Source organism: Bradyrhizobium sp. LA6.8, from assembly GCF_040547935.1.
GTDB classification, from domain to species: Bacteria; Pseudomonadota; Alphaproteobacteria; order Rhizobiales; family Xanthobacteraceae; genus Bradyrhizobium; species Bradyrhizobium barranii.
This window is the reverse complement of the sequence record NZ_JBEPQQ010000017.1, coordinates 76,258-93,644: the sequence shown is the minus strand read 5'-3', so window position 1 is coordinate 93,644 and position 17,387 is coordinate 76,258. Positions and strand designations below refer to the sequence as shown.

At 62.2% G+C, this 17,387-nt stretch carries 19 protein-coding genes and 2 pseudogenes; 13 read left to right on the top strand and 8 right to left on the bottom strand.

Annotation, left to right across the window (positions count from 1 at the left end; translation table 11 throughout):
* Window positions 1-12: 12 nt before the first annotated feature.
* The 10 genes from ABIA90_RS44360 (at window position 13) to ABIA90_RS44315 (ending at window position 10,178) form a co-directional block, all read left to right on the top strand.
* Complete coding sequence (locus ABIA90_RS44360) at window positions 13-888, top strand: branched-chain amino acid ABC transporter permease (protein WP_247302723.1); 876 nt, start codon at window positions 13-15, stop codon at window positions 886-888.
* A complete protein-coding gene (locus ABIA90_RS44355) occupies window positions 885-1,853 on the top strand; it encodes a branched-chain amino acid ABC transporter permease (protein WP_354116756.1) in 969 nt (322 codons plus the stop codon). The genes ABIA90_RS44360 and ABIA90_RS44355 overlap by 4 nt, the downstream gene beginning before the upstream one ends.
* Complete coding sequence (locus tag ABIA90_RS44350; protein ID WP_354116755.1) at window positions 1,850-3,445, top strand: ATP-binding cassette domain-containing protein; 1,596 nt, start codon at window positions 1,850-1,852, stop codon at window positions 3,443-3,445. Before ABIA90_RS44355 ends, ABIA90_RS44350 begins: the two co-directional genes overlap by 4 nt.
* Complete coding sequence (locus tag ABIA90_RS44345) at window positions 3,432-4,076, top strand: DAPG hydrolase family protein (RefSeq protein WP_354116754.1); 645 nt, start codon at window positions 3,432-3,434, stop codon at window positions 4,074-4,076. Before ABIA90_RS44350 ends, ABIA90_RS44345 begins: the two co-directional genes overlap by 14 nt.
* A gap of 72 nt (window positions 4,077-4,148) precedes the next feature.
* Window positions 4,149-5,099, top strand: a complete 951-nt coding sequence (locus tag ABIA90_RS44340) for an amidohydrolase family protein (RefSeq protein ID WP_354116753.1) — start codon at window positions 4,149-4,151, stop codon at window positions 5,097-5,099.
* 64 nt (window positions 5,100-5,163) lie between these two features.
* Window positions 5,164-6,174: a TRAP transporter substrate-binding protein gene (locus tag ABIA90_RS44335; protein ID WP_354116752.1), complete on the top strand. Its 1,011-nt coding sequence runs from the start codon at window positions 5,164-5,166 to the stop codon at window positions 6,172-6,174.
* 10 nt (window positions 6,175-6,184) lie between these two features.
* Window positions 6,185-6,700, top strand: a complete 516-nt coding sequence (locus ABIA90_RS44330) for a TRAP transporter small permease (protein WP_354116751.1) — start codon at window positions 6,185-6,187, stop codon at window positions 6,698-6,700.
* Window positions 6,697-8,001, top strand: a complete 1,305-nt coding sequence (locus ABIA90_RS44325; protein ID WP_354122175.1) for a TRAP transporter large permease — start codon at window positions 6,697-6,699, stop codon at window positions 7,999-8,001. The genes ABIA90_RS44330 and ABIA90_RS44325 overlap by 4 nt, the downstream gene beginning before the upstream one ends.
* Window positions 8,002-8,005: 4 nt before the next feature.
* Window positions 8,006-8,971: a D-2-hydroxyacid dehydrogenase gene (locus tag ABIA90_RS44320; RefSeq protein ID WP_354116749.1), complete on the top strand. Its 966-nt coding sequence runs from the start codon at window positions 8,006-8,008 to the stop codon at window positions 8,969-8,971.
* A 1-nt stretch (window position 8,972) separates the two neighbouring features.
* A complete protein-coding gene (locus ABIA90_RS44315) occupies window positions 8,973-10,178 on the top strand; it encodes a M24 family metallopeptidase (protein WP_247342200.1) in 1,206 nt (401 codons plus the stop codon).
* A gap of 41 nt (window positions 10,179-10,219) precedes the next feature.
* Here the strand turns inward: ABIA90_RS44315 and ABIA90_RS44310 are convergent, their stop codons facing one another.
* The 3 genes from ABIA90_RS44310 to ABIA90_RS44300 all read right to left on the bottom strand — a co-directional run bounded on the left by ABIA90_RS44310 (window position 10,220) and on the right by ABIA90_RS44300 (window position 12,139).
* A complete protein-coding gene (locus ABIA90_RS44310; protein ID WP_354116748.1) occupies window positions 10,220-10,735 on the bottom strand; it encodes an MFS transporter in 516 nt (171 codons plus the stop codon).
* Between the two features lie 83 nt (window positions 10,736-10,818).
* The gene (locus ABIA90_RS44305) at window positions 10,819-11,118 is read right to left on the bottom strand and encodes a DODA-type extradiol aromatic ring-opening family dioxygenase (protein ID WP_354116761.1); all 300 of its coding nucleotides are present in this window, start codon (window positions 11,116-11,118) and stop codon (window positions 10,819-10,821) included.
* Between the two features lie 406 nt (window positions 11,119-11,524).
* Window positions 11,525-12,139, bottom strand: a complete 615-nt coding sequence (locus tag ABIA90_RS44300; protein ID WP_354116273.1) for a cell envelope biogenesis protein TolA — start codon at window positions 12,137-12,139, stop codon at window positions 11,525-11,527.
* Between the two features lie 147 nt (window positions 12,140-12,286).
* On the opposite strand from ABIA90_RS44300, the pseudogene ABIA90_RS44295 reads away from it, so the two are divergent.
* Window positions 12,287-12,805 (top strand): annotated as a pseudogene (locus ABIA90_RS44295) (ATP-dependent DNA ligase); the annotation flags it as partial.
* Here the strand turns inward: ABIA90_RS44295 and ABIA90_RS44290 are convergent.
* The 5 genes and pseudogenes from ABIA90_RS44290 to ABIA90_RS44270 form a co-directional block, all read right to left on the bottom strand.
* On the bottom strand, window positions 12,789-13,211 hold the full coding sequence (locus ABIA90_RS44290; protein ID WP_354116274.1) for an IS110 family transposase: 423 nt from the start codon (window positions 13,209-13,211) through the stop codon (window positions 12,789-12,791). The pseudogene ABIA90_RS44295 and the gene ABIA90_RS44290 sit on opposite strands and share 17 nt — an antisense overlap.
* Window positions 13,212-13,436: 225 nt before the next feature.
* Window positions 13,437-13,571: a hypothetical protein gene (locus tag ABIA90_RS44285; RefSeq protein WP_354116332.1), complete on the bottom strand. Its 135-nt coding sequence runs from the start codon at window positions 13,569-13,571 to the stop codon at window positions 13,437-13,439.
* Window positions 13,572-13,641: 70 nt separating this feature from the next.
* A pseudogene (locus ABIA90_RS44280) lies at window positions 13,642-13,866 on the bottom strand (transposase); the annotation flags it as partial.
* Window positions 13,806-14,135 carry a hypothetical protein gene (locus ABIA90_RS44275; RefSeq protein ID WP_354116275.1) on the bottom strand — a complete coding sequence of 110 codons (330 nt, stop codon included), beginning with the start codon at window positions 14,133-14,135 and terminating at the stop codon, window positions 13,806-13,808. The gene ABIA90_RS44275 and the pseudogene ABIA90_RS44280, both read right to left, overlap by 61 nt.
* Before the next feature lie 37 nt (window positions 14,136-14,172).
* The gene (locus tag ABIA90_RS44270) at window positions 14,173-14,484 is read right to left on the bottom strand and encodes a hypothetical protein (protein ID WP_354116276.1); all 312 of its coding nucleotides are present in this window, start codon (window positions 14,482-14,484) and stop codon (window positions 14,173-14,175) included.
* Between the two features lie 839 nt (window positions 14,485-15,323).
* On the opposite strand from ABIA90_RS44270, the gene tnpB reads away from it, so the two are divergent.
* Entirely contained in the window at window positions 15,324-15,506 is a 183-nt protein-coding gene (tnpB, locus tag ABIA90_RS44265) for an IS66 family insertion sequence element accessory protein TnpB (RefSeq protein ID WP_354122179.1), read from the top strand.
* Between the two features lie 283 nt (window positions 15,507-15,789).
* A complete protein-coding gene (locus ABIA90_RS44260; protein ID WP_354116277.1) occupies window positions 15,790-17,031 on the top strand; it encodes a complex I NDUFA9 subunit family protein in 1,242 nt (413 codons plus the stop codon).
* Window positions 17,032-17,387 lie beyond the last annotated feature (356 nt).

The window sequence follows — 17,387 nt, the reverse complement described above, 5'->3', positions numbered from 1 at the left end:
GGCCCAGCCGGCATGTTCGACGTCAGCATCATCTCCAGCACGATCGTTTCGGGCGTGTTGCTCGGCGGGATCCTCGCGCTCACCGCGCTTGGACTGTCGATCGTGCTGGGCGTGATGCGTCTCGTCAATCTCGCCCACGGCGACTTCCTGGTGGTCGGCGCCTATGCCGGCCTGTTCTTTCTGCAATTCACCGGTATCGATCCCCTGCTCGGCGTGCCGGCGGTCGCCGTGCTTGTCGGCCTGCTGGCGCTGCCCGTCTATCGCCTGCTGCTCGCCCCGCTCGCCGACCGCGGCGCGGAAGCGCAGATGATGACGATGTTCGCGGTGTCGATCATTCTCGAAAACGCCTTCGTCCTCGCGTTCAGTGCCGACACGCGTTCGATCGCGCGCAACTATGCCACTGTTCCGCTGACGCTCGGTCCGGTCACGTTTCCCTTGATCTACCTGATTGGCTTTGTCATCTCCGTCAGCCTGATCCTGGCCGTACACTGGCTGGTGTCCGTCACCGCGTTCGGCCGCGACCTGCGCGCCAGTGCCGTCGACGCCGAAGCCGCGTCGACGCTCGGCGTCGATGTCAAACGGGTTCAGATGCTGACTTTCGCGCTGGGCGCGGCCTGCGCCGGCGTCGGCGGCACGCTGATCGGCGCCGCCTTCCAATTCTCGCCATCCAGCGGGGGGGCCTATCTGCTCAACAGCCTCGCGGTCGTGGTGCTCGGAGGGCTCGGCAGCGTGATCGGCACCCTGGTCGGCGGCATCGCGCTCGGCGCCCTGCAGAGCATCGGCGGCCTGACACTGGGCGACGGTTACCGCGACCTGGTCGGCATGGCGGTGTTCCTGCTGGTGCTCGCGTTCCGGCCCGACGGCTTTCTGGCGCGGGGACGGACATGAGCGAAGCGGTCGCATCCTGCCCGCGCCACGGCTACGCGCGCGGCCCCGGACTCGTCGAAGTCGCCGTTCTCGGCGGCGCGCTCGCAGTATTTTGGTTCGCCCCGGATTTTGCCGGCGACTACTGGCTGCAGCTCGGCTTTCGGACTTGCATCTTTGTTGTCCTTGCCCAGGGGTGGAACCTGATGGCGGGATCGGCCGGGCTGGTCTCGCTGGGCACCTCCTGTTTCGTCGGGCTCGGCGCCTATGTGGCGTTCGGCCAGCTCAATCATCTCGGCATGCCACTGCCGCTCGCACTGCCGATCTGCGCAATTGCCGGCGGAGCATTGGCTGCCCTGGTGTCTCCGGCGCTGTTCCGGCTGCGTGGCCTCTATTTTACGGTGGGCACGCTTGCGCTCGCGGAACTGCTGCGGTTGTTGATGGCCAATGTCAGCACCTTTGGCGGCGCAAGCGGTATCTTCCTGCGGGAAGATCCACCGGCGCTCGCCGTATTGTTTCGCTACGCGCTTGTGCTGGCGCTGCTCGCATCGCTTGCGATGACGCTGTGCGCGCGAACCCGGATCTCGGTGATCCTCCGCGCGGTTCGCGACGACGAGGACGCCGCCGCGCAGATGGGCGTTCGTCCCTATCGCGTCAAACTCGGCGCCTTTGTGCTCGCCAGCGCGCTCGCAGCCATGGCCGGCGGCATTCAGGCGGTAAAGCTTGGCGCCATCGAACCTTACGGCATGTTCGGGCTGCAATGGTCGATCGACGTGCTGTCGATGGTGATCATCGGCGGCGTCGGGATGCGGCTCGGGCCGCTGGTCGGCGCGCTGTTCGTGGTGGTGCTTGGCGAAGCGCTCGCCGATTATCCCGAGGCGCATATCGCGATCGCCGGCGCAATCCTGATCGTGCTGATCCGGTTCGCGCCCCATGGCGTCGTCGGCCTTGCCGCAAAGCTTCCCTTAACCCGGCGGATGCCGGCATGAACGCGATGGACCCGCAGCCGCTGCTCCAGGTCGACGGCCTCGTCAAACGTTACGGCGGGCTTGTCGCCATCGATCACGTCGATCTTGCGCTCCGCGCCGGCACCATCACCGGGGTGATCGGCCCCAACGGCGCCGGGAAATCAACGCTGATCGGGCTGATCGGTGGCGCCGTCATGCCCAGCGCGGGCTCGGTCAGGCTCGATGGCCGTGACGTGTCCCGCCTGCCGGCATCCGAGCGCGCCCGCGCCGGCATCGGGCGCACTTACCAGATCCCGCGACCCTTCCTCGATATGTCGGTCGAAGAAAACCTGGAAGTCGCACAATACTCGATTGCGCCGTTCATACGGGCAGCGGCCGCCCGCGACGAGCGCGAGGCCTTGCTGGCCCGCACCGGACTTGCCGACGTCGCGCAGCTGACGGCGCGTGCGCTGCCGCTGCTTCGGCGCAAGCGGCTGGAAGTCGCGCGCGCGCTCGCACTCAAGCCGCGCGTGGTTCTGCTCGACGAAGTCGGAGCCGGCCTGGTCGACAGCGAGATCACCGAATTGATCCGGCTCATTCACTCGATCCTCGACGCGCGTACCGCGATCCTGATCGTCGAGCATGTGATCCGCGTCGTCCGCGAATGCTGCTCGCGCACGATGGTACTCAATTTCGGCAAGCCGCTGATCGAGGGACCGACCGCCGACATCCTCGGCAACGACCGGGTCGCCGCCGTCTATCTCGGCACCGGCGGCACACGCGTGGCTGACGCGGCCGTACCGGCGACCGATGGCGCCATCCATGTCGGCGCCCCCGAGACCGAGACCAGGGTTCTCGCGCCTCTCACGGCACCGGCGCCGGCGGAGACGACCAAAGCACCCGCGCTGCAGCTTACCGGGATCTGCGCGGGCTACGGCCAGGCGCGCGTTCTGCAGGGCGTCGATCTGACCGCGCAGAGCGGCCAGGCGATCGCCATTCTCGGCGCCAACGGCGCCGGCAAGACCACGCTGGCGCGAACCATCAGCGGCGTCATCGCCCCGACGGCCGGCGCGCTTCTGATCGATGGCCAGAACGTCTCGGGCCGCCCACCGCACCAGATCGCCGCAATAGGTGTCGCCCACTGCATGGAAGGACGACGCATCTTCTCCACGCTTTCGGTGCGGGAGAACCTCCTGATTGCGGCACGCGGCGCCGATGCACCGACCGCGCGCGCCAGGCTGGAGGCCGTCTACGATCTCTTCCCGATTCTCGCCGAGCGCAGGAACCAGGGCGGCACCTCGATGTCCGGCGGCCAGCAGCAGATGCTGGCGATCGGGCGTGCCCTGATGGCCCGTCCGCGGCTGGTGATCTTCGACGAGATCAGCCTCGGCCTCGCACCTATCGTGTTGGACAAACTCTACGAAGCGCTGGCGCTGCTGAAAAAGGCACGGATGACCCTGATCGTGATCGAGCAGGATGTCGACCGGGCACTGGCGCTCGCCGACCACGCTTACGTGCTGGAGCACGGCACGATCGCGCTGTCGGGAACGCCGCGGCAAATCGCCGACGACCCGCGGCTGCGTCACATCTATATCGGGGCCGCCGAAGGAGCGCTTGAACATGCGGCTGGCTGATGCAAACCAGTTGTTGGACAGCCCGATCTCGCCGTTCGAGAGCGGCTGGATCCGGCATCCGGACGGTCGCGCCCATGTCGCGGCACGCACGCACATGATCGGATGCAAGACCGCCATGGTGAGATGGTGGTTCGGCTATGTCCACACCACTGAGCAGTACAAATGGTGGCATCCGCGCGACCATGTGTTCAGCGACTGGATCGGCGAACGCGGCACCGGCCGCTACATCGGCGGCACCCACATTGCGCACGAATATTTCGGCGGCGGGCCGACCCGGTTCAAGCTCAAGATCAATTTTCGCGATCCCGGCGACATCCTCGATCTGTCGCGATTCAAACAGGCCGGCATTGGTGCGGCGATCTATGCCAGGACCGGACCGCTCGATCGCGATCTCTGGATCGGTCACACGCTGCACCTTGTTTACGACACGCCGGACGGATGCGTCATGCGCTCCCGCTTCTGGCTGGGCGAAATCGAACCGGCGCCGACCGGTATCTCGCCACAGGACATGCGGGTGCTGGTCCCCGACGAACGCGTGCAAGGCTTGCACCAGCATTGCTCGGAAGAAATGAGCATTCTCGCAGGCTTTCTTCCGATGCTGTTTCGGCTGAACAACCCCGGCGTGGAATGATGATGTCGACGATCACGAGAGCAAAACCACAAGCGCGAGACGCGCGGCAAAGGCCGAACAAGGAGACCTCCATTGGTTAGCAAGATCGCGCTCGAAGAGCATTTTCTCTGTCCGGGTTTCGAGGGGTATTGGGCGACGACCGTCGGTGGCGTGGCACCCGAAGCTTTGCAGAAGATCAAGGGGCGGTTGTCCGATTTTGACGACAGCCGGATCGAAGCCATGGATGGGGCAGAAATCGCCAAGGCGGTTCTTTCCCTCGCTGGCCCGGGCGTGCAGATCGAACCCGACCGCGCGACCGCAATCAAGCTGGCCATTCAGGCCAATGATTTTCTCGCCAAGGAACTTCAAAAGCGTCCGGATCGCTATGCCGGATTTGGCCACCTGGCGATGCAGGATGCATCTGCCGCGGCCGACGAACTGGAGCGCTGCATGCGCGATCTCGGTTTCCGTGGCGTGATGATCAACGGCCACACCAACGGCCAATATCTGGACCATCCGTCGCTGGCACCGTTCTGGGAAAGGGCCGCGGCACTTCGCGCACCGGTCTACATCCATCCAGGCGATCCGGTGGCACTTAGCCCGGTGCTCGACGGACATCCCGCGTTGCGACGGGCAACGTGGGAATGGGGATTCGAGACGGGGTCGCATGCGTTGCGTCTGGTATTCGGCGGGGTGTTCGCGCGCTATCCGGATGCGACGGTCATTCTGGGCCATCTCGGAGAAACCCTGCCCTATCTGCTGTGGCGCTTCGATAGCCGCGCCAAGCTGTACGGCGTAGAGCTCCCTCGTCCGCCCTCGGCGTACATCAGGTCCAATATCGCGGTGACGACATCGGGCATGTTTTCGGCAGAGCCCTTGAATTGCGCGATTGCGGCAATCGGGCACGAACGCGTGATGTTCTCGAGCGACTATCCATTCGAAGCGCCCGAGGAAGCCGGCCGCTTCATGGATCAGGTCGCGCTGCCGGAGGACGTCCGCGCCGCCATCGCCTTCAACAACGCCAAGCGAATTCTGAACCTGTGAACTGATCGATATTCCGTCCGCAGCCGGCACCAGATCGGCAGGACTTCACGCCCTGGAGGAAACCATGATGAAGGCTATTTCCCGAAGAACATTCGCGCTTACCGGCGCTTGTGCACTGATCACCTCACATTCGGCGTCCGCCCAGACCGCCGAGTTGAAGGTGTCGCACTTCCTGCCGCCGAACCACACGTTCCAGAAGGCGATGGTGGCGTGGAGCGATGACCTGGAGAAGCAATCGGCAGGCCGGATGAAGCTGCGGATCTATCCGGCGGGCCAGTTGGGCGGCGGCCCCAACCGGCAATTCGATGCAGCACGAAACGGAGTCGTCGACATCGCCATCAGCCTGCACGGCGCGACTCCGGGTCGCTATGCCATGACCGAACTCGCCAGCCTTCCGTTCGCCTCGCCTTCGGCAGGCAACACCAGCACGGTAGCGTCCCGCCGGCTCAGCGAGGTGGCACCGGACTACCTGTCAAAGGAGCACGAGGGGCTTCGGGTTCTTTGGATGGCCGTCACGCCGCCCTTGATGTTCCACAGCAAGGCGCCGCTCCGGACCATCGCCGATTTCAAGGGCAAGCGCATCCGCTACGCCGGGGTGCAATTCAAGAACATCATCGACAGCCTCGGCGCGGTGCCACTGCTGGTTCCGCCGCAGGAAACGCAGGATGGCCTTGCCAAGGGCATTATCGACGCCGCGACCTTCCCCTACGAAGGCGCCGCCAGTTTCGATATCGCGACGATCGCCAAATACACGCTGGAGCCCGGCGTCAGCTCGGCGACTTTCGCCGTGGTCATGAACCCGGCGAAATACGGCTCGCTTCCCGACGACCTCAGGACCTTGATCGACAAGACCACCGGACCGGAAGCCGCGGCCAGGTTCGGCGCGATGTGGGACGAGGCCGAACGCGAGGGAAAGGTCTCGATGCTGGCGAAGGGTACGCAGGTGTCAACGCTTGCCGAGGACCAACTCGCGCAGATGAAGGGCATTTTCAAATCTCAGGTCGAAGCAGCGCTCGCCGAGGTGGAAAACCAGGGCAAGCCTGGCCGCAAATTCTTCGCCGCCTATTTGAAATAGACGCCCCATCATGAAGGACCAGGTATCCCCACCTTCGGCACCGCCGGCCAACGTTCACCGGCTGCAGGCCGCGCAGCTTCGACTCGCTGCGGTCGCGCTTCTGACCATGATGACAGGGACGGTGCTCGATGTATTTTTCCGTTACGCTTTCAACAAGCCGTTGCGAATCTCCTACGATCTCGTCGAGAGCATGCTCGTGATCTACGTCTTTCACGGCATATCGAGCGTGTTCCTGGCGCGGCGCAACATCGTGATCGACGTGATCGATTCGCTGGTCAGTCCGCGCATTCTGCGCGTGCTGGCCGTCATCGCCGATATCGTCTCGGTGATGTGCCTGTTGCTGTTTGTCTGGGGGATGTGCCAGCCCGCGATGCAGGCTTTCCAGTACGGCGATCGCAAGCTTGAACTGGGGATGCCGCTTTATGTGTTGTGGGGTTTCGCGCTGGCGGGACTCTTCGGCACCGTCGTCTGCGCCATGGCTGCCTTTGTCCACATTTCCCTGCGCCAGCTACGGAGCCCACAGTGAGCCCAGGCATTATCGGCGCCATCGGCATTGCATCGCTGCTGCTGCTGTTATTCATCCGCATTCCGGTGTGGGCGGCATTGGCGCTGGTCGGCTTTGCCGGCAATTTCATCCTGTCGGGGCTGCCAAGCGCGTTGACCCTGACCGGTACGTCGGCGTTCGATGTGTCGTCCGCCTACACGCTATCGGTCATTCCGCTGTTCGTGCTGCTGGGCGAGGTCGCCTCGAACACGCGGCTGTCGGCCGACCTCTTCAATGCGGCGCGCCTGCTGCTTTCCGGCGTGCGCGGCGGCCTTGCGATTGCCACCATCGCCGCCTCGGCCTGCTTTGGCGCCGTGTGCGGCTCGTCGATCGTCACGGCCGCGACCATGACACGGATTGCCCTGCCGGAAATGCGCAAGGCGGGCTATGACGACAGGCTGGCGACGGGATCGCTGGCCGCGGGCGGCAGCATCGGGATACTCATCCCGCCGTCGATTATCCTCGTGATTTACGCCTCGATCGCCGAACAATCGGTCCCGAAGCTGTTCGCGGCGGCTCTGTTGCCGGGACTGTTGCTGACGGCGCTCTATATGGCTGTCGCGGTCGGCATCGCTTTCGTCTATCCGGACTATGCACCCCGCCAGAAGCGGGCCTCGACGCGCGAACGGCTCAAGGCGCTCGCCGGACCTTGGCAGTTCATCCTGCTGTTCATCGTCACGATCGGCGGCATCTATGCCGGAATCTTCAGTCCGACCGAGGCCGCCGCGGTCGGCGCCTTTGGCAGCATCGTGCTCGGCGCCATCGCCCACCGCCTGACATGGAGGACGCTGTGGCAGTCGATCGAGGCATCGATCCGGACAAGCTGCATGCTGTTCGTGATCATCATCGGGGCCAACCTTTTTTCATCCTTCATGGTGCAAACCCAGTTTCCGACCATGCTCGCAGACGGCGCCAGTGCCCTGAACCTCTCGGCGCCGGTCGTGATGACCATGATCGTGCTCGCCTATATCGTGATGGGATGCTTTCTGGAAGGAATCGGCATGGTGCTGATCACCGTGCCGGTATTCCTGCCGCTGGTCGTCAAATTCGGCTATGATCCGATCTGGTTCTCCATCCTCGTGGTCATCGTCGTCGAAGTCGGACTGATTCATCCGCCGGTCGGCATGAACCTGTTTGTGATCCAGGCGCAGGCGCCCGATGTCCGGATCACGAGCATCTACCGCGGCATCGTTCCGTTCCTGATCGCGCCGCTCGTCCTCATTGTCATTCTGTTCCTGTTTCCCGGCCTGGCGCTGTGGCTTCCCAAACTCCTGTACGGCTAAGCCCATGACCAATGTCCTTGTTCTCGAAGCCCATGCCGAAGCCTATGCCGGCGGTCTGCGCGGTGAATTCCGAGACCTGAAGGTTCAGGTGGCGCGATCGGCGGCCGATACCCATGTCGACTATGGCAAGGTGGAGATCCTGGTTGCGTTCGGCATGGACGTGACGGATCCACTGTTTGCCCGGATGCCTGCATTGAAATGGGTGCAATCGTTGGCGACCGGCGTCGATCATTTCCTGCGCAGCAAAACCCTGTCTGCCGAGGTGATCCTGACGAGCGGTCGCGGCATTCACGGGCCGGCGATGCGGGAAACCGTCCTGCATCTGATGCTGTCGGTCGGCCGTGACAGCCTCGGATTGGCCAGCGACAAGGCCGCCCGCCGCTGGGATCGTCGTCCCTGGTCACTGCTTGCCGGCAAGACCGCGGTCGTCGTCGGCACCGGCGTCGCCGGTTCGGCGATCGGCTTGCTGCTGCAGGCACTGGGCATGCGCGTGGTCGGCGTCAGCCGTACGCCTCGCGACGCAGAGGGATTCGATAGCGTGCTATCCCAAGGCGAATTGAAGGAGGCCGCCGCAATGGCGCACTACCTCATCAACGTCCTGCCCGGCGACCCAGCAAATCGAAACCTGGTCGGTCGCGACGTCTTTGCGTCGATGAATCCGCGCGCCCATTTCATCAATGTCGGGCGCGGGGAAACCGTCGACGAGGCCGCCCTCATCGAGGCTCTGCACGATCGCAAGATCGCCGGCGCCGGCCTCGATGTCTTCGCCACCGAGCCGTTGCCGGCCGAAAGTCCGCTGTGGGCTCTGCCCAACGTCTTCATCACGCCGCACACTGGCGGCCTGTTTCACGAGTACCAAGAGATGGCGATGCCCCTGATTATCGGCAATATGCGCGCGTTTCTCTCCGGCCGGACCGACCAGATGACGAACGTGATCGATCGCTCACCTCTCGCAGCAAAGGTGCATTGACATGACCATCGTGATAGATCCCGCCAGCCGTATTCTGACCCGCATTTCGCAAGCTGAACTGACGCGGCGCTGGAACGAGGTTCGTCGCGTCATGAAGGATCGCGACATCGACGCTATCGTGATGCAAAACACCAACGACTGGCTGGGCGGCTACGTAAAATGGTTCACCGACCTTCCCGCCAACAACGGCTATCCTCGCACCGTGGTTTTCCACGCGGAGGCCCCGATGAGCCTGGTCGAGATGGGACCGTCGAATGCCCGGCGAGCCTTCGCGGCTGACGAAACACTGCACCGCGGCGTCGGCGAGATGCTGCATACGCCATCATTTACGTCGATCGGTTATACCGATCTTGATGATGCCCGGCTGACGATCGATGCGCTCCGCCGTCACCGCCATCATACCATCGGCCTCGTCACACCCGGGGCGCTGCCTTACGGATTCGTCGCGGCGCTAAAGGACCAGCTTGGCTCGACCTCATTCGTCGACATCACCGCTGATATCGACGCCATCAAAGCCATCAAGAGCGACGAGGAGATCGCGCTTATCCGGCGTACCGCCCGGCTGCAGGACGAGGTCTTCGCAGAAGTTCTCAAGGAGATTCGTCCGGGATTGCGGGACATCGACGTCACCTCTATCGCCCAGCGCAAGGGCCAGATCCTCGGCAGCGAGCAGGGTATCTTCCTCGGCGGCTCCTCCCCGCTCGGAACCCGGTCGCCCTTCGTCCCGCGCTACATGCAGGGCCGGACGCTTCAGAGAGGCGACCACCTCTCTCTGTTGATCGAAATTAACGGACCTGGTGGCTTCTATACGGAAATTGCGCGAACGATCGTCCTGGGCAAGGCCACCTCGGAGCTGACCGACGCGTTCGCCGCCGTCAAAGCCGCCCAGGCCTACTCGCTCAGCCTCATGAAGCCCGGCGTATCCGTCAGGGACATCTTCGCCGCGCACAACGTCTATATGAAGCAAAACGGCATGCCCCAGGAAACGCGGCTTTATGCGCATGGCCAGGGCTACGACATGGTGGAGCGGCCGCTCATCCGGCAGGACGACGATATGGAGCTGCGGCAGGGCATGTGCCTCGCCGTCCACCCCGGCTATGAGACCCCCTCTCTGTTCGCGGTGATTTGCGATAATTATGTGATCGAGGAAAACGGCGTCGGCGAATGCCTTCATCAAACGAAGAAACAGATCTTCGAGGTCGACTGACCGGGTCGACGGCTGGGATCACTCCATGATGGCTCATTCCATCACAGATTCTCCTTGGCGTTCATCTGAGGCGACAGCAGCAGGAAGAGAACAGCGCTGGCAACCAACGCAAGTGCGTAGGCAAGGAGCCCGGGCGCGTAGCCACCGAGGTAAGTTCGACTGAGCGGCAGTACAGTTGCACCGAGTGCTGCTCCGAACTGGAACACGGCGAAGATCAGCCCGTAGACGCGACCAAAGATGGCGAGCCCAAAGAAGCGCTTTACAACATAGCTCAGCACATCGAATTCGGCGCCATAGATCGCACCAATCAGGATGGCGCAGATGAATCCAACGCCCCAAGCGGATCCGATTGCATAAAGGCTGCAGGCAACCGCCGCACCGACGCAGACGATGCTCATCAGCTTCTTTGCCGCGACATAGTCCAGCAGCACTCCGGTCAGAAACCGACCGATCAGCACCGACAGACCAAAGACGGACTGAACTGCAGCCGCATGTGCCGGGGTTGCTCCACCGTCGAGGTGCCGTCCGGAATGCGGTTGGAATTCAGTGTGGCGCATTCTCCGGGAACATGAAGGTATCGTTTCAGGCGGCGAGGTCAATCGGCTGATCGATGGGTTTTGTGGCGAGCGTCTGCCAACCATCAACCTTGCGCATGTTGATCTGACCGGAGGCGAGCAGTGCCGATGCCGGTATACCAATCGTGGACGGCCCTGTAATAGGTGCGCCGGTAAGGTGCGCCGCCGGCCGCGCCCATAGCCGCCATCCACATGCGGATCTCTTCGCAGCCATTGCCCGCCGTATGGACGAAGTCGGTCGCGTACGAGATCGTGCCGTCGATATCGCCGTCTTCCATCAGGCCGAGGAAAGTGCGGTCGAACTCCTCGTTCACCATGCCCATTCGAGGCGTGGCGATGTCATGGCTAATTCCGCCTAATGCCATTACGATCATAATATTAAATTACGATCGTACTTCAATGGTGATTTTCGCGTCCATGCTGTGTTGCCGGACACATGTTCGTGAGGCGCCGATGACACCGTTGATCGAGGGGAGCAATCAACCGTTCGACGAATGACCATCAGTGACGCAGGGCCTGCACACACCCTCTATTCGCGCTTTCAACCCGCGGCGCGATTGCTGGCCTACGTCATACCGAAGCAGGGGACGGCGTTTGTCGGGTCGAGTAGATGACTTCTGCATTGGGTCAATCGCTACACGAGCGACGGAGCGGCAAGTCCGGCCACGTCAGCTATACCGCCGAAGCGGAAGCAGAGCGTAAGCCGCTCCGCCATAGGCCAATGCGGGTTGATGGCGCTGCTCGCGGGTGCCGCCGACTAAGAACCGTTAACTAACCCCGTGCGCGCCGCAACGCGGCTTCCAATCGCTCCTTCTCCTTATCCCAGCGGGCTTCTTCGGCTTGCAATCTCTTCTCAAGAGCCTCGATCTCGGATTGGATGGTGATGGCCCGCTTGGCGCGCCCCTGCCCGGCCTTGTCCAGCGCAGCCTGCGCCTTGTCGATCGCCTGCTGACGGCGTTTACGCTCCTTCTGCTTGGCGGCCTCTTCCTTCGCCCGTTCAAGCTCGCCGCGCGACTGCTCTCGTTCGTAGCCGAGAGCGGCCTTCCGCTCCGCAGCCTTGTCGACGGGGCGAGACGAACGCTTCTTCGCCTTTGGGCCTTTCGACTTGCGGGCGGCTTTCCTTGGTCCACCGACGCCAAGATCGGTGGGCAGCTCGGCATGTTCGTTGAAAGGCCGGTCGGTGCCAACCGGGCGCCTGAGAACGACGCCGGGCTTTGCCATGGTGGCGGCGATGACGTCCGGATCGTGGCTCTCCTTCGCCGCACCCTGATGGAAGAGATTGCTGTCTGCGCCCCAGGCTTCCAGAGCCGCTTTCATGGAGGGAGCGGCCATCGCCAGATCGAAGAAGCCCAGCGAAGTCTGGTAGGTCTTGAGTTTTCTCGCCATCTGTTTCGCCGCCCTCCCCGATCATCAACGCCCGCGCTATTGGATTGTCCCGGCGCATGACGGAACATGGCGCGGCCGTGGAGCGTTCCTTAATCCTTGAAGGACGTCCATGCATTACGCAACGAGTTCTGAAGGATTGGCCCGCGAATGAGCCGGACGTCGACCCTGCCCAAGCGCCTGCAGCCGATGCTCGCTACGCTCACCGACGCGCCGTTCGACGACCCCGGCTGGGTTTTCGGGGACAAGTACGACGGCTTCCGGATGATCGCAGAAATCCGGCGGGGCAAGGTTGCGCTCTACAGCCGCAACGGCAAAATCATCAGCCGCAGTTATATGGAGGTCGCCAAAGCGCTGGAGGGCGTGAAGGGCGACGCCGTGATCGATGGTGAACTCGTCGCGATCGGAAAGGACGGCGTCTCGCATTTCCAGCTGCTCCAAAATGCGCTGCGCCATGAAGCGAAGCTCCTGTATTGCGCTTTCGATCTCATATTTGAGAACGCAGTGGACTTGCGCAGGCAGCCTCTCCTCGAACGCAAGAAGCGGCTGAAGGCGATTCTACCGCGCGACAAGCTGGTCGCCTTCAGCGCTCACCGCAAAGGGGATGGTACCAAATTCTTCTCCGAGGCGGAGCGGAAGGGTTTGGAAGGCGTCATGGCGAAGCGCGCCGCGACTTCGTGATTGTCGGACCACCCGGTAACGAGCGCATCTTCTGCATCTCGATATTCTTGACATGGACCGCGCGGTACCAGCCCAGGCGCATCATCTGTGCAATGCCTCGGGCGTCGTTACGGTCCGTCTTATTGCGCATCGTCGACAGCGAGACACGCATATGGCGCGCTTCGACAACAATGATCGGGACCCCGGCCGGCTGAAGTTCACGGTACAACCAGATGCCGAGCGACGACGCTTCGACGCCGACCCTATCGAGGCGATCCGCGTAGCTTTCAAGAGCGAAGCGGATCGCCTCCGGCTCCGTGTTAATCTTCACCTCGCGCACCGTGAGACCCTCACTATCGACGATGCAAAGGCTGGTTTCCTCAAGGCCGACGTCCAATCCAACATACAGTTTCATCGGAGCTCTCCTTTGTGACAACGACAGCCTAAGTCGTTGCACCAGGCTCCGGATTCGGCCACCAGGGGGCTATCCCCGTGCACCGGTTTCTCGGAGCCCGATTTGAAGAGCCGTCATCCTCGCCGTCACGCCGTCATGTAACCGTCCGAGTCCTGCACATCTTTCGGATATTTTGTTCTCGCTTCATCAACGCCAGCGCTAATCCCTCGCGATCCGATGCAGCAATTACTGCACAGGCTTCAATCGCGGCCGCTGCGTCACCTTGGCACCGAAGCCGACGTGGAAGTCGGTCTCGCTTGCCCACATCCGATGCAGGATGCTTGCGAGCTTGCGCGCCACCGCAACGATCGCGCACAACATGCTCGACCGTTTGGCGATCCGCAGGCCCCCTCGCGCGCAAGACCGACCATTTCCTGCCCCGCAGCAGAAGGCTTGCAGCCGCCACGCACAGCGCCTCCCGCACGGCAACGTCGCCCTGCTTACTGATGCGTCCTTCATAGTCGATGGACGTTCCAGATTGGTGTCGCCTCGGCGTCAGGCCAAAAAGCGCTCGAACCGGTCGAGATCGCGTGATGCGTCGGGGGTCGTCGACACCTACTTGAACAAAAGCGCAGCAACGGGACCGACGCCAGGCACCGTCATCAAACGACGGCAAACTGCATCGTGCTGAACCACCTGCAGGAGCACTCTGTGCAATCTCTCGTAGCCCACGAAGATTGCCCGCCGCACATGCAGCGTGGCTTCGATTGTGGCGACCAAGATCGGATCGCAATGCTCGAGCAGCTCTATGACCCGGCCTTCGTATTGCCCCCGGCCGACGGCGCCAATCGGCAATCCATAGGCCCGCAGCGCACCACGAACGTGGTTTTCGATGTCGATCAGTTTGCGCTTGAGCAGCTTTCTGTTGGCCAGCAGCGTGCCCATCTTCCTGCATCTCGATATTCTTGACGTGGACCGCGCGCTACCAGCTCAGATCGCATGATCTGCGCGCAATGCCGCGGGCATCGTTCCGGTCGGTTTTGTTGCGCATCGCCGAAAGTGAAACGCGCACAGGGCGAGCTTCGACGACAATGATAGGAAGCCCGGCTGGTTGCAGTTCGCGATACAGCCAGATGCCAAGCGATGACGCTTCGACACCCACCTTCTCCAGGCGATCCGCGCAGCCCTCAAGAGCGGAGCGGATCGCCGCCGGCTCCGTGTCTAGCTTGACCTCGCGAACGGTGAGGCCCTCGCTGTCGACAATGCAAAGATTGGTTTGTGACGCCCAAGCCAACGCAAAGATTCATCGGAGCTCTCTTCCGTACCAACGACCACCCAAGTCGTTGCACCAGGCTCCGGATTCGGCCACGGCCGTGTTATCCCTGTGCACCGGTTTCTCGAAGCCCGATTTGAAGGACGCCGTTCCGAGCGCATTGATCCGACGAGATGTCGCTCTAACTTGAAGATCTCGACGGCGATCTCGCCTGCGAACACGAGAGCCGTCCGCAGGTCGAGAAGCAACAAGCCGAATAGTCTTCCCACGGCAAACCGCTGCCCGACCATTTGCCGCGTGAGGATGTGCGGCTCGATATCGACGAGATGACGGGCGATCGAACCAGCGCCGCTTACCAGGTCACAACGTGGTTCGACCAGTACGGGTTGTTAGCCTTCGCCCAGGAACGACGAGGCGCCATCGGAGATCCTCCACAGCAGCAGAGAACCCGAAATGGAACGAGAACACATCTTCGAAAAGTCGTGCAAGGTTCGGACGGTTAGGCACGCCGCCGCCGCTATGGCATCGCCACCAGCCTGCTCTTCCGCTGGCGGGTCCAGTTCGGGCTGACCGCTCGAAAGGCGCCGCAACTGGCAACGGTGGCGCTCGCCGACGCCGCGACGAATGAGGCGCCGGCGTTCGCGGCCTTGCGCGATCTCGTGCGGCCGCCGGACGGGACGATGCGATCGAACTGGAGGATGGACGGCGCGTCTTTGCGCCAGCGGGCAGCAGTCCGGCCGAGGTGAAGCGGCAACTCGCCGAGAAGGAGAAGGCATTATGATCGTCGTTCCGGCAGGCGTGAAGGTGCACCTGGCGCTCGGCCATACCGACATGCGCAAGGTCTCGACGGACTTGCCACGCTGATCCAGGGACACTCGAAGAAGGACCCCTTCTCGGGCCATCTGTTCGTCTTCCGCGGCACGAATGCCTCGCTTCTGAAGATCCTGTTTTGGGATGGCACGGGTTGTGCCTGTTCACCAAGCGCATCGGTCACAGGGCTGTTCAGGCAGTCCGGCGCTCTCATTGTGTTTTGGCGTGGATGAATGCCGAAACACAATTGCCGGCCATATCAAGTGAACAGGTATCGAAGCGGACCAAAACCAACTATCCGAATCGAACACAAGACAGGCGCAATTACTGCTCATCGTTTGGACGCAGATGGCGTAAAGTTTTACGCCGACGCCGAGGAAGTCCTGGCGAAGCTTCCGAGACGCGGGATACCAATGGTCCTGCGCGAGCTTAAACACGGGAATGCCAAGCCGTTCGCGTTCAGCACCATGCAACACATCGTTCAGCGCGTGCGTAAAGCCACAGGCGAGGTAGACTATGTTGAAGCACTGGCTCATTGACCTCATTGGTCACGTTTCCGGACTCAGCGATGCGCAACTTAGGCAATTTGAGGAATCGTTGCCGGCGAGCAAGGCGCTGATCGATCTTCTCATTAGAGCGCAGCCAATCATCGAACAGGCGCAAAAGCTGCACGCAGAAGCTGAGCCGCTGATCGACGAAGCAATGAAAGAGTGGCAGACTGTCGGCCCCGCGGCGCAAATTTTGATCGATGTTATCGGGCATCATGTCAACAAAGGTAGTTCGCCGGCAGAGGCCGCTGAGGCAGTCCGCACGGCGCTTAACGGCTCAATCAAGAGCGTCGCCCAGGATCATTGGATCGATCGGCGAATGAGCTGCGTAACCGTGTTTGGGGGAACTGGCTTTGTTGGCCGTCGCGTCGTGCGCTATTTGGGCGAGTCCGGCGCCACGGTGCGCGTCGCCTCACTGCATCCTAGACCGGCTGAGGGCGACGACGTCAAACAGATCGCCGCCGACGCACATGACGAGCGCTCGGGAGAGGCCGCCGTTGCGGGCGCCGATGGCGTGGTCAACGCGATTAGCCTGTACGTCGAGCACGGAAGCGATACATTCCATTCGGTGCACGTCGAAACGGCCGCTAGGATCGCGAGCGTAGCGCGGCGGGTCGGGGCCAAACGGCTAGTTCACCTATCAGGAATCGGCGCCGACGCGGCCTCGCCTTCGCCCTATATTCGCAGTCGCGGCGAAGGCGAGGCAGCTGTGCAGGCCGCATTCCCTGGCGCGGTCATCATCCGCCCAGCGGTGATGTTTGCGTCGGACGACCGCTTTCTCACGACAATTCTCAGGCTGCTTCGGGGCCTGCCGGCTTATCCGATATTCGGCGACGGCAGGACGAGGCTCCAGCCGGCGTACGCGGATGACGTTGCTGCGGCGATTACACAAGTTCTGCGGCAGAGCAAAAAGCCGTATCCTATCTACGAACTGGCCGGCCCGCGTGTCTATTCATACGAGGAGTTGTTGCGGACCATTGCCCGTACCGCAGGTTTGCGGCCGGCGCTGATGCGGATGCCGTTTGCCTTGTGGGATGTACTTGCCGGCGTCGCTGAAATCTTGCCACACCCACCCCTCACCCGCAATCAGGTCGAACTTATGCAGATCGACACCACAGCGTCGGACAACTTGCCGGGGTTTCGCGTGCTCGGCATTTCGCCGCGATCGCTCGAAGAAGAACTCGAAGCGATGCTCAAGCAAAGCAAATGAGGAAACTCAGTCAAACCCACTTCGGTTTGAACAAATGGGAGTTTGGTTGATACGAGGGCAAGTAGCCAAAAAGCACAAAGGTTTTACTGGTGATGGTGCGGTTGCCTCTTATCTAAACAACAAAGGAGGCAACCATGAAACTTACGGCAATGGCACTAGCCTCTGCGTTCGTGCTCTCCAGCACCTGCGCATTTGCCCACACAGTTCGTCACGAGTCGAACGTCAGGACCCATCCCAAGTATAGGGTTGTTGCGCCGCCCGTCGTCTCGCATCCGAAATATGGCAATCCGAACGGCAATTTCAGCGGGTACGGGGGCCGCGATGTGTGGGGCCACTGGGGCGCCTACTATGGGCCC

Bases quoted from the DNA above. Each gene is read 5' to 3' on its own strand.
- ABIA90_RS44350 (WP_354116755.1), top strand. From the start codon at position 1,850: ATGAACGCGATGGACCCGCAGCCGCTGCTCCAGGTCGACGGCCTCGTC.
- ABIA90_RS44320 (WP_354116749.1), top strand. From the start codon at position 8,006: ATGACCAATGTCCTTGTTCTCGAAGCCCATGCCGAAGCCTATGCCGGC.
- ABIA90_RS44285 (WP_354116332.1), bottom strand. From the start codon at position 13,571: ATGTTGTGCGCGATCGTTGCGGTGGCGCGCAAGCTCGCAAGCATCCTG.
- ABIA90_RS44345 (WP_354116754.1), top strand. From the start codon at position 3,432: ATGCGGCTGGCTGATGCAAACCAGTTGTTGGACAGCCCGATCTCGCCG.
- ABIA90_RS44335 (WP_354116752.1), top strand. From the start codon at position 5,164: ATGATGAAGGCTATTTCCCGAAGAACATTCGCGCTTACCGGCGCTTGT.
- ABIA90_RS44290 (WP_354116274.1), bottom strand. From the start codon at position 13,211: ATGAAACTGTATGTTGGATTGGACGTCGGCCTTGAGGAAACCAGCCTT.
- ABIA90_RS44355 (WP_354116756.1), top strand. From the start codon at position 885: ATGAGCGAAGCGGTCGCATCCTGCCCGCGCCACGGCTACGCGCGCGGC.
- ABIA90_RS44275 (WP_354116275.1), bottom strand. From the start codon at position 14,135: ATGGGCACGCTGCTGGCCAACAGAAAGCTGCTCAAGCGCAAACTGATC.
- ABIA90_RS44300 (WP_354116273.1), bottom strand. From the start codon at position 12,139: ATGGCGAGAAAACTCAAGACCTACCAGACTTCGCTGGGCTTCTTCGAT.
- ABIA90_RS44330 (WP_354116751.1), top strand. From the start codon at position 6,185: ATGAAGGACCAGGTATCCCCACCTTCGGCACCGCCGGCCAACGTTCAC.
- ABIA90_RS44305 (WP_354116761.1), bottom strand. From the start codon at position 11,118: ATGGCATTAGGCGGAATTAGCCATGACATCGCCACGCCTCGAATGGGC.
- ABIA90_RS44310 (WP_354116748.1), bottom strand. From the start codon at position 10,735: ATGCGCCACACTGAATTCCAACCGCATTCCGGACGGCACCTCGACGGT.
- ABIA90_RS44360 (WP_247302723.1), top strand. From the start codon at position 13: ATGTTCGACGTCAGCATCATCTCCAGCACGATCGTTTCGGGCGTGTTG.
- ABIA90_RS44315 (WP_247342200.1), top strand. From the start codon at position 8,973: ATGACCATCGTGATAGATCCCGCCAGCCGTATTCTGACCCGCATTTCG.
- ABIA90_RS44260 (WP_354116277.1), top strand. From the start codon at position 15,790: ATGTTGAAGCACTGGCTCATTGACCTCATTGGTCACGTTTCCGGACTC.